The following is a 16,297-nucleotide window of genomic DNA, read 5'->3' as shown; positions in this document are numbered from 1 at the left end:
GGCTCACCTCTTTCCTTCTATTTCGCTTGAAATGGCGGACAGCGCATATAGCGGTGCCGTCTCGGCCCTGAGGATTCGCGGCCCGAGTGCAATGGGACTGAATCCTGCTTCACGGAACCGATCCGCTTCCTTGCGGCTGATGCCGCCTTCCGGACCGAAGACGGCCAGCACCTTCTGTCCATGATACACGTTTTCAAGATGGGCGGCAATCGAGCCTCCGCTCCGGTCTTTGGCGGCTTCCTCATCGGCGATAAGCAGCAGATCAAACGACTCCGCAAGCCGGACCAGGCCATCCAGGCCTGTCACTTCCGAAATTCCGGGAATGATGTTCCGGTGCGACTGCTCCGCTGCTTCCTTTGCAATTTTCCTTAGCCGCTCGATTTTCTTGCCGCTTTTTTTGTTGTCCCACTTCACGATTGACCGCTCCGCTTCAAAAGGAACCAGTCCGGACATCCCCAGCTCGGTGCCTTTCTGGACGACGAGGTCCAGCTTATCCCCTTTCGGAAGACCCGCCGCGACCGTCACATGTACCGGCATCTCATTGGAAGGCAGTGCATCACCGAGCCTGCGGATCTCGACCTCACCATCAGCCAGTGCAGTGATTTCTGACTCGAAAGCCTCTCCGCCTGAAACCGCGATGATTTTTGCGCCTTCGGACATCCGCATCACTTTCATAATGTGCCTGGCGTCTTCACCGGAGATGATCGCCAGGCTGTCCCCATCGAACGGATCATTTAGAAAGTATCTCTGCATCCGTCCCACCCGCTTCCGGTTTGCGTGCGATGATGGCGGTCCAGTCTTCCATCACCATCACTTCCTCAATACGGAAGCCGGAAGCTGCCAGCGCATCCTTCACTTCGTCCTTTTTCTGGGCGATGATACCGGAGGTGATGAACAGGCCTCCCGGTTTCAGCACACGGTACGCTTCATCCGTGAAAGTGACAATCACTTCCGCAAGGATATTCGCAACCGCCACATCAGGTATACCGTCATAAACATCCAGCAGATTTCCCTGACGGACATTGATCTGTCCGGCCAGCCCGTTAAGCTCAGCATTCTGGCGGGCTGACTCTACGGCCACTTCGTCCAAGTCAAGCGCTGTGACCCGGCCGGCTCCGAGCAGCGCAGCTCCGATCGACAGGACGCCAGAACCGGTGCCGATATCAACGACTTCATCCCCATTATTAACCGTCTTTTCAAGCGCCTGCAGGCACATGACCGTCGTGGGGTGTGTGCCTGTGCCGAATGCCATGCCCGGGTCCAGTTCGATGATCAGCTCATCGGTGCTCAGCCGCTCATAGTCTTCCCAAGTCGGCACGATCGTGAACCGTTTTGAGATTTTGACCGGGTGGTAGTAGTCCTTCCAGGCGGTCGACCAGTCCTCTTCATCCACTTCTGACTGGGTAACGGAGTTGGGTCCGATATCGAGACCGAAAGACACCAGATTGGAAATTTCGTTTTTCAGCTCGTTCACCGTTTCGGGGAGGAAGCTGTTCACCGGCAGGTACGCCTTTACGATGGCCCCTTCAGACGGATAGTCTGCCCTATCCAGTTCATACAGTTCTCCGAACCGTGTGTCATGCTCGAGATCAGGTTCACGGGAGTCTTCGATCACGACTCCGCTCGCACCTGCCTCATAAAGGAGATTCGATACGGCATCAACTGCCTCGTTCGAAGTGTGCACCGCGATTTCCGCCCATTTCATGTAACAATCAGCCCTTTCAGTCGCCCTTGAATGTCCGCTTCAGACGATCAAACAGCGAACTCTGGTATTCGTCCGGAACGTCTCCGCTGACAGCGGCAAAGTCCCGCATCAGCTGCTTCTGCTTTTCTGTCATCTTCGTCGGTGTGACGAGCTTGATGACGACGTGCTGGTCGCCCGTGCCGTAACCATGTACGTTCGGCACCCCTTTGCCCTTCAGGCGGAATGTTGTACCCGTCTGTGTTCCCGCCGGTATCTTCAGCTTGACCTTTCCGTGAACAGTCGGGACCTCCACTTCGTCTCCAAGGGCCGCCTGTGCAAAGTTGACACGCAGCTCCAGGATGATATCGTCCTCTTCACGGATAAAGCGCTCATGCGGCCGTACACGGAATTCCACATACAGGTCTCCCGGAGGACCGCCGTTTGCACCGGGTTCGCCTTGTCCGGCAACACGGAGCTGCTGTCCGTCCTCAACGCCTGCAGGAATGGTGATTTTGATACGTTTGCGTTTGGTGACGCGTCCCGCCCCGTGGCATTCGGAACATTTCTCCGGAATGATCTTGCCTGTTCCCTGGCAGGTCGGACAAGGGCGGCGGTTGACCATCTGACCGAACGGCGTGGTCTGAGCAACGCTTACCTGTCCCGATCCTCCGCACTCCGCGCAGGTGTTTACGCTCGTTCCCGGCTTGGCTCCATCACCGCCGCATGTATCGCAGGTTTCTTCTTTGTTGACATCAATTTCTGTTTCTTTGCCGAAAACGGCATCCATAAAATCAATGGTCATCGTATACGAAAGGTCCGCCCCCTGGCGAGGCGCATTCGGATCGCGCCGCCTGCCGCCTCCTCCAAAGAAGGTGTTCAGAATATCGTCAAAGTCGAATCCTGCAGCACCGCCGCCGAATCCTCCCCCGCCAAATCCGCCTGCCGCATCGGCATGGCCGAACTGGTCATAGCGGGCCCGCTTGGCATCGTCACTCAGAATTTCATAAGCTTCAGCGATTTCTTTGAATTTCTCGTCAGACCCTTCCTCTTTGTTCAGGTCCGGGTGATATTGCTTCGACAGTTTCCTGTACGCTTTCTTGATTTCATCTTTGCTTGCAGATTTCGTGACACCAAGTACGTCATAGTAATCACGCTTGCTCATAGTCTCACTGCTCCTTTAAACATAGCCTTTAAACATAGACAAACGTAGAAATAGATGTCTACGCTGGATTATTCCTGATTCGCAGAACCCCTGCATAGGTTGTCGGCGCTCTCCGCAGTCGCAAGTTCAGGAGAAGCCCGACTCCTGACTCGCTTGCATGAGAATCATTGTACCATGCGGTAAAAGGTCTTTCAAAAACACGGCGGGAGCTTGCATTCATGCCACGCAAGAATCGGCTGCCCGCTTTTAAACAGTAGAAAAGCCAAAGCCGAAACACCGACTTTGGCTTTTCCGAGGGCGGATTATTTATTATTCTTGTCATCGTCGACTTCTTCGAAGTCTGCGTCGACGACGCCGTCATCGGAAGATCCGCCGTCTTGCTGTGCCTGCTCGGCCTGGGCCTGCTGGGCAGCCTGTTCATACATCTTCACCGACATTTGCTGGACAATCTCCATGAGCTTGTCCTTCTTGGTGCGGATGTCTTCAATGTCGTCTTTTTCAAGTGCGGCTTTCAGCTCTTCCTTCGCTTCTTCAGCCTGCTTCTTTTCTTCTTCGGAGACGTTGTCGCCGAGATCGGAAATGGTCTTCTCAGTCATGAATACAGCCTGGTCCGCTTCATTTCGGAGTTCAGCTTCTTCCTGGCGCTTCTTGTCGGCTTCGGCGTTCGCTTCGGCGTCCTTGATCATGCGCTCGATCTCCTCGTCAGACAAGGTATTGTCGGACTGGATCGTGATGCGCTGTTCCTTGTTCGTGCCCAGATCCTTCGCCTTGACGTTGACAATCCCGTTTTTGTCGATGTCGAAAGTGACTTCGATCTGAGGGATGCCGCGCGGTGCCGGAGGAATATCGGTCAGCTGGAAGCGTCCGAGCGTCTTGTTGTCGGCAGCCATCGGGCGCTCCCCTTGGAGAACATGGATGTCAACGGCCGGCTGGTTGTCAGCGGCGGTAGAGAACACCTGTGACTTGGACGTCGGGATCGTCGTGTTGCGGTCGATCAGTTTTGTCATCACGCCGCCCATTGTTTCGATTCCGAGCGAAAGAGGTGTTACATCAAGAAGAACGACATCCTGGACATCGCCGGAGAGGACGCCGCCCTGGATGGCCGCACCCATCGCAACCACTTCGTCCGGATTGACGCCGCGGTGAGGCTCTTTGCCGGTCGCTTTCTTGATCGCTTCCTGCACGGCCGGAATCCGGGTGGAACCGCCAACGAGAATGACCTGGTCAAGCTCGCTTGCAGAAAGGCCTGCGTCTTTGAGTGCCTGGCGTGTAGGTACCATCGTCCGCTCAACAAGGGTTGCTGTGAGCTCGTCGAATTTCGCGCGGGTAAGCGTGGTCTCGAGGTGCAGCGGGCCTGCTTCCCCGGCTGTGATGAACGGCAGGGAAATCTGTGCCGACGTGACGCCCGACAGATCTTTCTTCGCTTTTTCAGCAGCATCTTTCAGGCGCTGCATCGCCATTTTGTCCTTTGACAGATCGATGCCGTTTTCTTTCCTGAACTCTTCCACGAGCCAATCCATGACCGCCTGGTCGAAGTCGTCGCCGCCCAGCTGGTTGTCCCCTGCAGTCGCACGAACTTCGAATACACCGTCACCGAGTTCGAGAATCGAAACATCGAATGTACCGCCGCCAAGGTCATAAACGAGGATGGTCTGCTCGCTGTCCGTTTTATCAAGTCCGTATGCGAGTGCAGCAGCCGTCGGCTCGTTGATGATCCGCTCAACTTCAAGTCCGGCGATTCGGCCGGCATCTTTCGTTGCCTGGCGCGCGGCATCATTGAAGTAAGCCGGCACCGTGATGACCGCTTTGCTTACCTTTTCCCCGAGATAATCTTCCGCATATCCTTTCAGATACTGGAGAATCATCGCAGAAACTTCTTGCGGAGAGTAGTCACGGTCTTCGGCGGAAACTTTTTCATTCGTGCCCATCAGGCGCTTGACCGACATGATTGTATTCGGATTGGTGATCGACTGGCGTTTCGCCACTTCACCGACCTGGCGTTCGCCGTTCTTGAACGATACGACGGAAGGAGTCGTCCGGTTGCCTTCCGGGTTCGGCACGACTTTCGGCTCGCCGCCTTCCAGTACCGCTACTACAGAGTTGGTTGTTCCAAGGTCGATCCCGATAATTTTGCTCATTGTCCATTCCTCCTAAAATCAATGCATCATGAAGCATTATGCAAGTTGTTTATTCGTTGACTTTCACCATTGAAGGACGCAGAATCCGATCCTTCAGCATATACCCCTTCTGGAGCTCCTCCAAAACGGTATTGGACGGCTTGGAGTCGTCCTGGCCCTGCATGACGGCATGGTGGTAGTTCGGGTCGAACTCCTTGCCCTCCGCCCCGATTTCTTCGAGCCCTTCCTTTTCCATGGCGGAACGGAATGACTGGTAGATCATCTCCATGCCTTTTTTGAGGGCAAGCGCATCTTCGGAGGTTACTTCCGCATCAAACGCGCGTCCGAAGTTGTCCAGGACAGGAAGCAGTTCGAGCATCAGCCGCTGCGAACGGTACTTCTCGGCAGCCTGCATATCCGCAGCCGACCGGCGTTTGAAATTCTCGAAATCCGATAGCAGGCGAAGATACTTGTCTTCTTTACGCTCCAGTTCCTCTTCCAATTCGGCAATGCGGGTGCCGCAGGAATCGGTCTCGGCTTCCCCGCTGTCCGTGTTTTCTGCTGCTTCATCAGCAGCGGACGCCGAAGTGCTCGCTTCTTCGGTCTGGTTGTCCCCTTCGACCGCCGCCGTCTTGACGGTTTCCTCATTCAACTCTTTGTTTTCATCCTTGGACACGAGTCATTCTCCTCCAAACTTTCATACTAACTATCCGTTGTGATTTTGACCGGGCAGGCATCACTTGAGATGCCGGCCCAGTTCACGGGAGAGGCCGCGGCTCATGTAGTCAAGCACGGACACGACCCTCGCATAGTCCATCCGGGTCGGACCGACGATGGCGATCGCACCCTTTCTTCCCTCTCCCGCTGTATAAGAAGCAGTGATCACACTGCAATCTTCCATGGCAAAGTGGCCGTTTTCCGATCCGATCCGGATATGGATCCCGTCATCGCCAAGACCGAAGAGAAGCGCCGCGAGCGGCGCGTCCTCCATGTAGTGCATGACCTGGCGCGCTTTTTCCGGGTCGTTGAATTCCGGCTGAGTCAGCATATTCATGCGACCGCCGAAAAACAGGCGATCTTCCTCATTGCCGGCACTGAGCGACTCACGGAATGACCTGAACAAGTCACCGTAACGGCCGACATGGCGGCTGAGGATGCCTGAGATTTCGGTCTGCATCCGCCTGTCGATTTCGTGGAGCGAAACGCCGACCAGATGCTCATTGAGGATGTTCACCATCCGTTCGATGTCGGACGGATGGATATCCTCCGGAATATGGAAGTTCCGGTGTTCGACATGGCCACCGTCGGTGACAATGATGGCAACCGCATAATCGTCGCTCAGCGGGATAATCTGGAACCTCTTCACCTTATGCTGGCCGACATCCGGTCCTAACAGGATCGATGTATAGCTGGTCAACTCGGACAGAATATCCGCTGTTTTCCGGATGATCAGTTCGGTCTCCAGAAGCCGATCCCCGAATATTGACCGAATCCTTTCAAGATCATTTCTTTCCAGGCTTTTGGTCCTCAGCAGATGGTCCACATAAAAACGGTAGCCTTTTTCGGAAGGCACCCTCCCCGAAGAAGTATGTGTCTTTTCAAGAAGACCCATTTCTTCCAGGTCCGCCATGTCGTTCCGGATGGTTGCCGCGCTAAACGGAACCGCTTCATGTTTGGATAGTTGGCGCGATCCGACAGGCTGGGCCGACCGGATAAACCCGTCGACGATCGCTTGCAATATATGCAATTGACGCTCTGTCAGCATGATCATCACCTCTGTTAGCACTCCTTTAGAATGAGTGCTAATATCTATACCCAATTTATCAAAAGCCGTTCCGCCCGTCAATCAAACTGTCCGCTATACCAGGAACTCCTGAAATACTTCATTGCCGAGGAAAATGCCTTTTTGGGTAAGACGTACCGATTCCCCGTCCGATGCCAGCAAACCCTTCTCTGAAAGCTCCCTGATCCGGGTGCCATAGACTTCTTTCAGCTCCAGGCCGAACCGCTTCCTGAATCTGTCGAAACGGACTCCTTCCGTCATTCGCAGCCCGAGAAACATTTCCTCTTCCATCTCTTCACCGGCAGTCACGCGGTGTTCCTCGAAAATCGGCCGGCGTCCCTCGCTGACCGCACTCATGTATTTTTTCAGCGGTCCATGATTGGAGTAGCGGATGCCTCTTGTATAACCATGCGCTCCAGCACCTGCACCCGCGTAAGAACGATTTTGCCAATAGAGCTTGTTATGGACCGATTCAAAGCCTTCTGTGGCAAAATTGCTGATCTCGTATTGCCATAGCCCCGATTCCTCCATCCGTTCCATCAGACGGTTGAACATGCCCGCTTCCAGATCTTCTCCCGGGAGCGGCAACTGATTTTTGTTCATCAGGTTATAGAAGATGGTTTTCGGCTCGACAATCAGAGAATAGGCGGAATAGTGCGGAAGCCTGAATGATAGTGCCCGGTCGAGCGTGGTTTCCCATTGGTGCATCGTCTGTTCGGGAAGTCCGTACATCAGATCGATGCTGATATTTTCAAATCCTGTATCACGGGCTTGGCGCACGACCCGTTCCGCGTCATCCGGGCTGTGAGTGCGGCCAAGCCGTTCCAGGAGCCCGGCGTCAAAGGACTGGACCCCGATGCTCAGCCGCCGGACTCCATTTCCCCAAAGAATGGCCAGCTTGTCCGGGGTGAGCTCGTCCGGATTGGCCTCGGTGGAGAACTCAATCAGGCGGTCGGTCGGCACGGCAGTGCGGATATGGGCGAATAACTTTTCCAGTTGCCTGTCTTCAAGGGCGGTCGGTGTTCCGCCGCCGATAAAGATCGTAAGCGGCCCGCCGCCATCGAACAGCCCTTCCCCGCGCATCATCCTTAGTTCTTCTCCCAGGCAGTCGATGTATTCATCAACCGGCTGGTTTTTAAAAAACACTTTATTGAAGTCACAGTAAAAGCAGATCTGGTGGCAGAAGGGAATATGGATATAAAGACCGTCTGTCATTGTGTGTTTCCTTCTTTCATGCGAAAAAAGGAGGCGGCCGCCTCCTTTTCCGGTGTTAGGATTTGTCCTCGTCCATGCTGAGGACGGCCATGAATGCTTCCTGCGGCACTTCGACGGAGCCGACCTGCTTCATCCGCTTTTTCCCGGCTTTCTGCTTTTCCAAAAGCTTTCGTTTCCGGGAGATGTCGCCGCCGTAACATTTGGCAAGTACGTTCTTGCCCATGGACTTGATTGTGGAGCGGGCGACGATTTTGTTTCCGATAGCCGCCTGGACAGGCACTTCAAACTGTTGTCTCGGGATGAGTTCCTTCAGCTTTTCGACAATCGCTTTGCCCCGCTCGTATGAAAAATCGCGGTGGACGATAAAGCTGAGCGCATCCACTTTCTCTGCGTTCAGAAGAATATCCATTTTCACGAGTTTGCTCGTGCGGTATCCGATCAGTTCGTAGTCAAACGAAGCATACCCTTTCGTATGGGACTTGAGCTGATCAAAGAAGTCATAGACAATTTCGGACAGCGGGATCTCATAGATGATGTTGACTCTTGTGGAATCCAGATAATCCATCGTGATAAAGTGGCCGCGCTTCCGCTGGCAAAGTTCCATGACAGCCCCGACATAGTCGTTCGGCACCATGATCGATGCCTTGACATACGGCTCCTGAACTTCTTCGATTTTCTGTGGGTCCGGCATCAGGGATGGGTTGTCCACCTTCAGAACGGTCCCATCGGTCAGGATGACATCATAAATCACGCTTGGCGCAGTGGTGATGAGATCGATTTTGAACTCGCGCTCAATCCGCTCCTGGATAATCTCCATATGAAGCAGTCCGAGGAATCCGCAGCGGAAACCGAAGCCGAGCGCCTGGGACGTTTCAGCCTCATAAGTCAGAGCGGAGTCATTCAGTTCCAGCTTTTCAAGTGCTTCGCGCAAGTCGTTGTACTTGGCTGTATCAATCGGGTAGAGACCGCAAAATACCATCGGGTTGAGTTTCCGGTATCCGGATAGCGGCGTATCCGTCGGATTGGCGGCGCTGGTAATGGTGTCGCCCACTCGTGTATCCGCTACATTCTTAATAGACGCAGTGAGGTAGCCGACATCGCCGACAGTCAGTTCATTGCGTTTTGTGGCAGCCGGTGTGAACACACCAGCCTCGACCACTTCAAATTCCTTCCCGGTCGCCATCATGCGGATCTTGTCTCCGGGCCTGACTGTCCCTTCAACGATCCTGATGTAAGTCACGACACCGCGATACTGGTCATAAAGCGAGTCGAAAATGAGGGCCTTCAGGGGTGCATCCGGATCGCCGGTCGGCGCAGGCACTTTTTCCACGACCTGCTCGAGAATATCCTCGATTCCGATTCCGGCCTTGGCCGAAGCGTGGACAGCTTCGGAAGCGTCCAGTCCGATGACATCCTCGATTTCCTGTTTGACCCGGTCAGGGTCGGCAGCCGGAAGGTCGATTTTGTTGATGACAGGAAGAATCTCCAGGTCATTGTCGAGTGCCAGGTATACGTTCGCAAGTGTCTGTGCTTCGATCCCCTGCGCCGCGTCCACGACGAGGATGGCTCCCTCACACGCAGCAAGGCTCCGTGAAACTTCGTAAGTGAAATCGACGTGTCCGGGTGTATCGATCAGGTGAAGGATATATTCTTCACCGTCTTTTGCCTTGTATTTCAGCTGGATGGCATTCAGTTTGATCGTAATGCCCCGCTCACGCTCGAGATCCATCGAGTCAAGGAGCTGTTCTTTCATTTCCCGTGATGTCAGGGTTTCCGTTTTCTCCAATATCCGGTCGGCCAGCGTGGATTTTCCGTGATCGATATGGGCGATGATCGAGAAATTCCGGATGTGGTCCCGACGTGCAAGTCGTTCTTCGCGATTCATGTTGTCCACTCCTCTGTAAACTAGTTTGAATTATAACAGTGGACAAAACATGATTCAATTAGGGCCCTATGGGAAAATCATTGTTTTTGCGGACCGTTATCTTCCTGCAAGCACTTCTGCCGAAGCTTTTGCGACAATCGCCGCAGTTCGGTTAAGCTCTTCTTCCGTATTTTCCGTCCCGCCCATCTCGATCAGCAACACATGCGGGCCGAGATCCTGGTTATAAATGCCGTCGACGCCATGGCCGCTTTTTCTGAAGATCCCCTTGGAAATCCCGGGCACCAGTTCGTTCATCCTCGCTGAGATCTTCTCTGCCAGCTGCCGATTGGCCTTGTGGCCCCGATGATCCTCGCCTATGACAAAATATACTTTGGCATACGGCCCGCCTTTATAATCCAGGGTGGTTTTGTTTCTGCCGAGAGAATCCCGGTGGACATCCAGGACAAGGTCATACTTTTCTGCCTCCATCTGCTTTGCCACTTGGGGCCGGATCGCCTTATAGGCACGGCTGTGCGGGACGCCTTTTTGGCTCATCTGGCCCGCATTGTCATAGTTCAGGACGTCAAGCTCAATCCCATTCATGCCAAAGTGGGAATTAAACGCCTCACCGAGGTTCATGATATTCTCCTTGCTGTGCGAGACGGCGGCCTTGCCTCCCTTTGCCTGCAGAATCGGCGCAAACGCTTCGTGGGAATGGGTAAAGTACATCAGAGCCCGTCCGGTCCCGCCCGGTTCAGCAGGCTCCCCGTCCTCTTCCACCTCGAAGTCGAACAGGTTGGCGGCATAGACGAGCCTGCCCGATTCAGGGACGGCCTCCCGCACTTCCGGGTTCAGGCCGGGGATCTTGACCGTGATGAACGGCATCAAGAACAAGAATAGGATCAGCCATGTATAGAACTGCCACTTTTTCTTCATAAAAAGAATCCCCCCTCCCGCACTATATGGCGGAAGCAGGGGATTCAGAACCGGGCGTTGCGGGTGACAGCCACTTCACCACGCCTGATGATACGAGCGTTGCATACTGCAGAATCCACGTATCGGTCTCCTTTGGTGTGACGAACATGCTTTGCTCGTCGGACGAAAGAACCTCCTCGAACAACCGCTGCTTGTCTTCCTTTGACCACTGTGACCATTCGCCGAAAATCGGTTTTAACACCTTTTTGTCGGTTCCTTTTGTTTTGTCATGAAGCCAGGGCGTGACGGCCAGCGCCGACGAAGGTGAATTTTTCTCTTCAATCTTTGCTGCGATATAGTTGAACACGGATTCAATGGCATCCGATACCATGACCGGCCCGTCGACAACTGTCGGAATGCCGATAGCGGTCACCGGGATTCCGAGCACTTCCTTGGAGATTTCTTTCCGTTCGTTGCCGACGCCCGACCCCGGATGGATGCCCGTATCCGTCAGCTGGATGGTCCGGCACAGCCTCGTACTGTCCCTTGCAGCCAGGGCGTCGATGACAATGATCAGGTCCGGACTGACTTTGTCCGCCAGCGCATGCACAAAATCACTGGTCTCGAAACCTGTCTGGCCGGTCACACCTGCTGCATAGGCGATGAGTCCGGGGTCCTCCGAGTAAAATGCCGGGACGGCTTCCTGAAGGCGGTCGATGGCATACGGGCCGACAGCGTCCGGCGTGACCGAGCGGTTGCCGAGTCCGACGACAAGGACTTTCGGGGTTTCCGGCAGTCCGAGCGGTGCATGCATTTCTCTAAGTTTGTCGGCAAGGAGCTGTTCCAGTTCCACGAAGCCCTGCGAATCATCTGCAGTCAGGCCCGGCGCGGTAAGGGTGATGTATGTCCCGGGTTTTCTGCCGATGTTCTCGGCGCCTTTTTCGTCCACCCGGATTTCCGTCACGATAAAGCGTCCTTTTCGCTTTTCACGAAAATCGATGCCGCTGGATTCTTTTAACGTTTCTTTGTCCTTTTCGCTCCGGTGCCTGACCATCTCTTCCGTTTCATCAAGCAGGTCCGTTCTGCCGAATTGCATCATGTCGCTCACCTCCAGATCAGTATGCCCGGGTGTCAAGGGAATATTCTTTGCGTTTCATGATTGCAATCAACCTTCAGTTTTGATAGAATATTGTCTGTTGCATAAAGGCAGGTCCGGCAAGCGGGCCGCTTCCTGATCCGACCCTGAATGGAGGTGAATCCATTGGCAAACAGCAAACAAGCGATTAAACGAATCCGCCAGAATGAAGCAGTCAGCGCACAAAACGTCACGCAGAAATCTGCGATGCGTACGGCGATGAAAAAAGCAGAAACGGCGATTGCCAACAACGACGAGAATGCAAACGCGCTTCTGAAAGACGCGATCCAAAAACTCGACAAAGCGGCGAACAAAGGGCTGATCCACAAGAACACGGCTGCCCGCCAGAAATCCCGCCTCACGAAAAAAGCCCAGTAATCCTACTCGGCTTTCCGACCGCCCCAATCCGGCCATCCGGACAAAGGGCGGTTTTTTTGCATTTCAAAGTTTTCTCTTCATCCTTCAGTTTTGCACTCCGGTCCTTTTCTGACTTGAATATAAGATTTACAGAACCCGGTTGAATGGCATCTGATTTTTTCTGTTTGAAAGAGTTCACGACAATAGCTGACTTTTTCGGGTTCGTCCGTGCAAACAGCAACGGTGGCGTGACTGGACATTTGTATTCTCTCCTGAGCAAGCCGTGAATCCGTCATCCATCCTTCGATCACCTCATGTGAAGTTGTCGGGGAAGCTTGGAAGTGGTTTTGGTTCAACCGTGACTTAACCACAAAAAACTGCGGCACCATGTCTTAAGCTTTAAGCACAGTGCTGCAGTTTGATTCATTTTATCCCACTTACTTTTTGCATCAGGACCAGCTCGAGGACGCGTTCCCTGTTGCCGGACACGGTTTTGAGCCGGAGATCGGCATCCGCAAGACGCGCCAGGGTTCCGAGCAGACGGGCGTCGTCTGCCAGTTTCCGGTTTTCCATAATCAGCTTGATCCGGTACGGGTGGACTCTAAGCTGCTTGGCGATCTGGTGCTGCTGGTACCCTTTCTTCTTCAGGGCGTTTACTTGTATGATGAGCCTGACCTGGTTTGCCAGAAGGGCATTCAGGCGGATCGGCTCTTCTTTGTTGTGCAGGAGATCCCTGTAGATCTGAAGTGCCCTGGCTGAGTCTCCCTGCATATAGGCGTCAAGCAACTTAAAGGCATCGTCTTCAGGCGTTTTAGCCACGAGCAGGCTGACGGCGTCTTCGCCGACTTCTTTGCCTTCCCCGGTATAAAGCGACAGCTTCTCCAGCTCCGACCGGAGACGGACCAGGTCCTCCCCTGCTGTTTCAATCAGCAGACGCGCGGCGCTGTCCGATACGCTGCTCCCAAGACGGGCCGCTTCCTGCTTGATCCACGTTTCGACATCATGGGTTTTGAGGGATTCCGCTTCCAGGCAGACCGCATGCTTGCGGAATGCCTTGACCACCTTTTTCCGGGCATCCAGCTTTTCGTATGGTGCGAGAAACAGGACGACCGCGCTTTCCGGCGGATGGGCAAGCCAGTCCATCAGCTTGTCCAAGTCATGCTCCACTTTATCCTTTCCCTTGTCGGCAGCTTTCAGAAACGATGCATTTCTTGCGATGATCAGCTTCCGGTCACAGAAAAAAGGGAACGTATCCGCTTCCTCAATCACCGCTTCTACCGGAGTTTCATCCAAGTCGAACGTGGTCAGTTCCGATGCCGCCGCATCGGGCATGGCGTCCTTCAGCCTCTTTTCTGTTTCATCGAAAAAATACATTTCTGGGCCGCTGACCAGGTAAACCGGGGCGATATTCCCTTTGGCCATGTTTCTCCAACTATCCGTAAACATCTTGAACACTCCGTTTCACTTGAGCCTGTTCATCCATTATACATGAAGCCCGGCCGTGCCGCCGTTTGTGAACGTTTCATGAACCTCTTGGGTTCGCAAACGGTTCGGCCCATGCGTTATAGCTTTTTTCTGCATCATCCCTTATAATATGGGGGAACCATAGGAGGGGTAGCAATGAACGAATTTGAACAGAACCCGCAGACGAAGCGCAACGACGTCATCGACTCGGGCGTGGGCTTCATCGTATCCTTTGTATTCTTTTCACTGATCTTCGTCATTGCGACAGTTATTGAACTCGTTGCACGCTGATCAGGGCGGAGGCTTCCGGTAACCGGAGCCTCCGTTTTTTATTCTCCATTTGTCCGGCTATGGGTGATCATCATGCTTTGCCCTATGCGGAACGAATACGTCATCGTCCCGTAGTCTGCAGTGGAAACGGCGGGCAGACCCGCTTCCATGAGCCGCCCGGTGACGTCCGGATGGGGATGGCCATACCGGTTATTCCGGCCGGCGGAGAAGATCGTAATCGAAGGGCTGGCCGCATCCAAGAAAGGTGCACTGCTGGAAGTCTTGCTGCCATGGTGGCCCGCCTTGAGAATCGTCACCGGAAAGAGGTTTCCGTATTCCCGGATGACCCGTTTTTCCCCTTCTTCCTCCAGGTCACCGGTGAATAGCGCGCGCAGCTCTCCGTGTTCCATATGGAGCACAAGCGAATCGTTGTTTCCCCGGTATTCTGTGTCAGCCGGGCTTAAGTACCTGAAAAGCGTCTCGCCCTCCTGCCAACCCATCCCCGAAACCCTCTCTTTTACCGGGATGCCTTTTACCTTGGCCGTTTCCATTACATCCGCATATCCCGCATTTCCGATAGTCCCGGGACCGATATGAATTTCTCCTGCCCGGATCTCCCTTAATACCTCGTCCGCCGCTTCTGCGTGATCGGCATCCGGATGCGACAAAATCAGTTTGTCCACCTTTGTGATTCCCCGTCCTTTCAAAAATGGCACGACCACCCGTTCTCCGACTCCGTACCCGCCTCTTCCTTCCTCTTTCGTCCCATCAAACAAGAGCCTGCCGCCGGTATCAATGAGGATAATGCCACGCCTGTACGGAAGTTCCACCAATGCCGAATCGCCTTGTCCAACATCGATGAATGTGACACGAACCGATGGTTCGGTATAGGGGACGGCATGGACAATGCAGCATACAACACCGAGAACAGTACCAGCTGCCAGTCCTTTTCGTCTTTCCAAAAGCAAAAAGAACAGGAAAACAGCAGTGATCAGCAACAAAAGTAAAGGCAAATCAGGCCTCCCCGGTGTCCAGACACTGAGCGGCAGTTCCCCGCACACCAGAATAAACCGTGCCAGAGCTTCGCGGAGCGGCACATATACGGTAAACAATAAACCGGCTGCTTGAGGCAGGATAAAAGACAGCGCAAGCAAAACCAGGTTGGCAGGAAGGATGAGAACCGAAAAAAGCGGGACGAACAGCAAATTGGCAACAAAAGAAGAAAGGGATGTCTCGAAGAAATGAAAGAGGAGCACCGGGGTGACTGCCACCTGGCAGATGACCGTGACCAGCCATGCCTGATGAAGCCCGCTGCGTGCTGTTGAAAGAATGGCAGAAGAATGGATCAGCGCAAACGCTGCAAGGTAGCTCATCTGGAATCCGGGCTTAGAAACGGATTGGGGGTGGACGAGCAAAAACAAAATCATGCCGGCGGCAAGAAGGAGATCCAGCCTCCGTTTCCCGGATTTGGATTCCGGAACGAGCAGCATAACCGAAATGAGGACAGCCCGCCAGACGGGCGGTGCGCCGCCGGCAAGCATGGCATAGACGGGCAGGAAAAGCATCAGTCCCGTCCTAACGATATGGGTCCTGACACCGACTCTGAGCAGGACCTCGCGAAGAAGATAAATCAGGATGCCGACATGGAGCCCTGAAATGGCAAACAGATGGGTGATCCCGAGTCTTTTGTAGGCCCGCTCATCATCCGGCGCGGTGGCTGAGCGCTCGCCGATGACGAGCGCTTCCGCCTCCGCGGCGACCGATTCCGGGAAGTGCGCCCGGATATGGCTGCCGAGAGCCGCTCTCCACCTTCTGAGCGCAGCGGCCATTCCGGGGGCCTCCCCCGCCGGCTCGGCATCCCGGAGTTTCAAAATGCCTGCTGCCCCTTCCGATCGCAGCCACTTAGCCATGTCGAAAGCATAAGAATGGGCGGCAGGATCCGGTTCTTCCCTCTCTGCCCGGATGAGGAACCGGTGGCCGGCAATGCCCTCCCGAAAAAACCGGTCCCGTTCTGTTACAGAGCGGAACCGGTAATTGACATACCATCTGTTGCCTGACGGATCTTCTGCAAATCCCCTCAGCAGGCCACCGGATGCAGATACCTTGTCCGTCCAGATAATTTCTTCGGGCACGGACAGAAAAGGATCCGGGTTTTCACCTGAGCTGAACCAGGCAAATGACGCAGCAGCAATGCCAATCACTGCCATCCAGACCGGCGGAGGTTCCCTCTTCACGGCTGCAGCCGCAACGGAAGGAAGCAGCAGGGCCATAAACAGAGTGGAGACTGTACTTGCGGCAGCTGCCGCAAGTACAGGTAACGCCAGATACATA

The 16,297-nt window shown here is 54.2% G+C and carries 14 protein-coding genes; 2 read left to right on the top strand and 12 right to left on the bottom strand.

What is annotated here, in order from left to right; translation table 11 throughout:
• Nucleotides 1-3: 3 nt before the first annotated feature.
• From BLT01_RS07900 to gpr, 10 genes are all read right to left on the bottom strand, one after another.
• Nucleotides 4-753 carry a 16S rRNA (uracil(1498)-N(3))-methyltransferase gene (locus tag BLT01_RS07900; protein WP_092096753.1) on the bottom strand — a complete coding sequence of 250 codons (750 nt, stop codon included), beginning with the start codon at nt 751-753 and terminating at the stop codon, nt 4-6.
• Entirely contained in the window at nt 731-1,705 is a 975-nt protein-coding gene (gene prmA / locus BLT01_RS07895) for a 50S ribosomal protein L11 methyltransferase (RefSeq protein ID WP_092096751.1), read from the bottom strand. Before prmA ends, BLT01_RS07900 begins: the two co-directional genes overlap by 23 nt.
• A 16-nt stretch (nt 1,706-1,721) precedes the next feature.
• Nucleotides 1,722-2,846, bottom strand: coding sequence for a molecular chaperone DnaJ (dnaJ, locus tag BLT01_RS07890; protein ID WP_092096748.1), 1,125 nt, complete (start codon nt 2,844-2,846; stop codon nt 1,722-1,724).
• A 302-nt stretch (nt 2,847-3,148) separates the two neighbouring features.
• The gene (gene dnaK / locus BLT01_RS07885) at nt 3,149-4,984 is read right to left on the bottom strand and encodes a molecular chaperone DnaK (protein ID WP_092096745.1); all 1,836 of its coding nucleotides are present in this window, start codon (nt 4,982-4,984) and stop codon (nt 3,149-3,151) included.
• A gap of 49 nt (nt 4,985-5,033) precedes the next feature.
• A complete protein-coding gene (gene grpE, locus BLT01_RS07880; protein ID WP_092096742.1) occupies nt 5,034-5,639 on the bottom strand; it encodes a nucleotide exchange factor GrpE in 606 nt (201 codons plus the stop codon).
• 60 nt (nt 5,640-5,699) lie between these two features.
• Nucleotides 5,700-6,728 (bottom strand): heat-inducible transcriptional repressor HrcA, encoded by a 1,029-nt coding sequence (gene hrcA, locus BLT01_RS07875; RefSeq protein WP_092096740.1) that lies wholly within the window; start codon nt 6,726-6,728, stop codon nt 5,700-5,702.
• Between the two features lie 93 nt (nt 6,729-6,821).
• Nucleotides 6,822-7,961, bottom strand: a complete 1,140-nt coding sequence (gene hemW, locus BLT01_RS07870) for a radical SAM family heme chaperone HemW (protein ID WP_092096737.1) — start codon at nt 7,959-7,961, stop codon at nt 6,822-6,824.
• Between the two features lie 55 nt (nt 7,962-8,016).
• Complete coding sequence (gene lepA / locus BLT01_RS07865; RefSeq protein WP_092096734.1) at nt 8,017-9,846, bottom strand: translation elongation factor 4; 1,830 nt, start codon at nt 9,844-9,846, stop codon at nt 8,017-8,019.
• A 96-nt stretch (nt 9,847-9,942) separates the two neighbouring features.
• A complete protein-coding gene (gene spoIIP / locus BLT01_RS07860; RefSeq protein ID WP_092096731.1) occupies nt 9,943-10,761 on the bottom strand; it encodes a stage II sporulation protein P in 819 nt (272 codons plus the stop codon).
• Between the two features lie 22 nt (nt 10,762-10,783).
• Nucleotides 10,784-11,839 (bottom strand): GPR endopeptidase, encoded by a 1,056-nt coding sequence (gpr, locus tag BLT01_RS07855; RefSeq protein ID WP_092096729.1) that lies wholly within the window; start codon nt 11,837-11,839, stop codon nt 10,784-10,786.
• A 162-nt stretch (nt 11,840-12,001) separates the two neighbouring features.
• Between gpr and rpsT the strand changes: the two genes are divergently transcribed.
• Nucleotides 12,002-12,253, top strand: coding sequence for a 30S ribosomal protein S20 (rpsT, locus tag BLT01_RS07850; RefSeq protein WP_092096726.1), 252 nt, complete (start codon nt 12,002-12,004; stop codon nt 12,251-12,253).
• A 402-nt stretch (nt 12,254-12,655) separates the two neighbouring features.
• On the opposite strand, the gene holA is transcribed toward rpsT, so the two are convergent.
• A complete protein-coding gene (gene holA, locus BLT01_RS07840) occupies nt 12,656-13,678 on the bottom strand; it encodes a DNA polymerase III subunit delta (RefSeq protein ID WP_092096721.1) in 1,023 nt (340 codons plus the stop codon).
• Nucleotides 13,679-13,852: 174 nt separating this feature from the next.
• Between holA and BLT01_RS07835 the strand changes: the two genes are divergently transcribed.
• Nucleotides 13,853-13,987 (top strand): YqzM family protein, encoded by a 135-nt coding sequence (locus BLT01_RS07835; protein ID WP_092051279.1) that lies wholly within the window; start codon nt 13,853-13,855, stop codon nt 13,985-13,987.
• Between the two features lie 38 nt (nt 13,988-14,025).
• On the opposite strand, the gene BLT01_RS07830 is transcribed toward BLT01_RS07835, so the two are convergent.
• Complete coding sequence (locus BLT01_RS07830) at nt 14,026-16,296, bottom strand: DNA internalization-related competence protein ComEC/Rec2 (RefSeq protein ID WP_092096718.1); 2,271 nt, start codon at nt 16,294-16,296, stop codon at nt 14,026-14,028.
• Between the last annotated feature and the right edge of the window lies 1 nt (nt 16,297).

The organism is Bhargavaea beijingensis (assembly GCF_900101985.1).
Taxonomy (GTDB): Bacteria; Bacillota; Bacilli; order Bacillales_A; family Planococcaceae; genus Bhargavaea; species Bhargavaea beijingensis.
Note: the sequence above shows the minus strand (reverse complement) of the source record. Positions and strands in the feature narration are given on the sequence as shown.

Bases quoted from the DNA above. Each gene is read 5' to 3' on its own strand.
- BLT01_RS07900 (WP_092096753.1), bottom strand. From the start codon at position 753: ATGCAGAGATACTTTCTAAATGATCCGTTCGATGGGGACAGCCTGGCG.
- prmA (WP_092096751.1), bottom strand. From the start codon at position 1,705: ATGAAATGGGCGGAAATCGCGGTGCACACTTCGAACGAGGCAGTTGAT.
- dnaJ (WP_092096748.1), bottom strand. From the start codon at position 2,846: ATGAGCAAGCGTGATTACTATGACGTACTTGGTGTCACGAAATCTGCA.
- dnaK (WP_092096745.1), bottom strand. From the start codon at position 4,984: ATGAGCAAAATTATCGGGATCGACCTTGGAACAACCAACTCTGTAGTA.
- hrcA (WP_092096740.1), bottom strand. From the start codon at position 6,728: ATGCTGACAGAGCGTCAATTGCATATATTGCAAGCGATCGTCGACGGG.
- hemW (WP_092096737.1), bottom strand. From the start codon at position 7,961: ATGACAGACGGTCTTTATATCCATATTCCCTTCTGCCACCAGATCTGC.
- lepA (WP_092096734.1), bottom strand. From the start codon at position 9,846: ATGAATCGCGAAGAACGACTTGCACGTCGGGACCACATCCGGAATTTC.
- spoIIP (WP_092096731.1), bottom strand. From the start codon at position 10,761: ATGAAGAAAAAGTGGCAGTTCTATACATGGCTGATCCTATTCTTGTTC.
- gpr (WP_092096729.1), bottom strand. From the start codon at position 11,839: ATGATGCAATTCGGCAGAACGGACCTGCTTGATGAAACGGAAGAGATG.
- holA (WP_092096721.1), bottom strand. From the start codon at position 13,678: ATGTTTACGGATAGTTGGAGAAACATGGCCAAAGGGAATATCGCCCCG.
- BLT01_RS07835 (WP_092051279.1), top strand. From the start codon at position 13,853: ATGAACGAATTTGAACAGAACCCGCAGACGAAGCGCAACGACGTCATC.
- BLT01_RS07830 (WP_092096718.1), bottom strand. From the start codon at position 16,296: ATGTATCTGGCGTTACCTGTACTTGCGGCAGCTGCCGCAAGTACAGTC.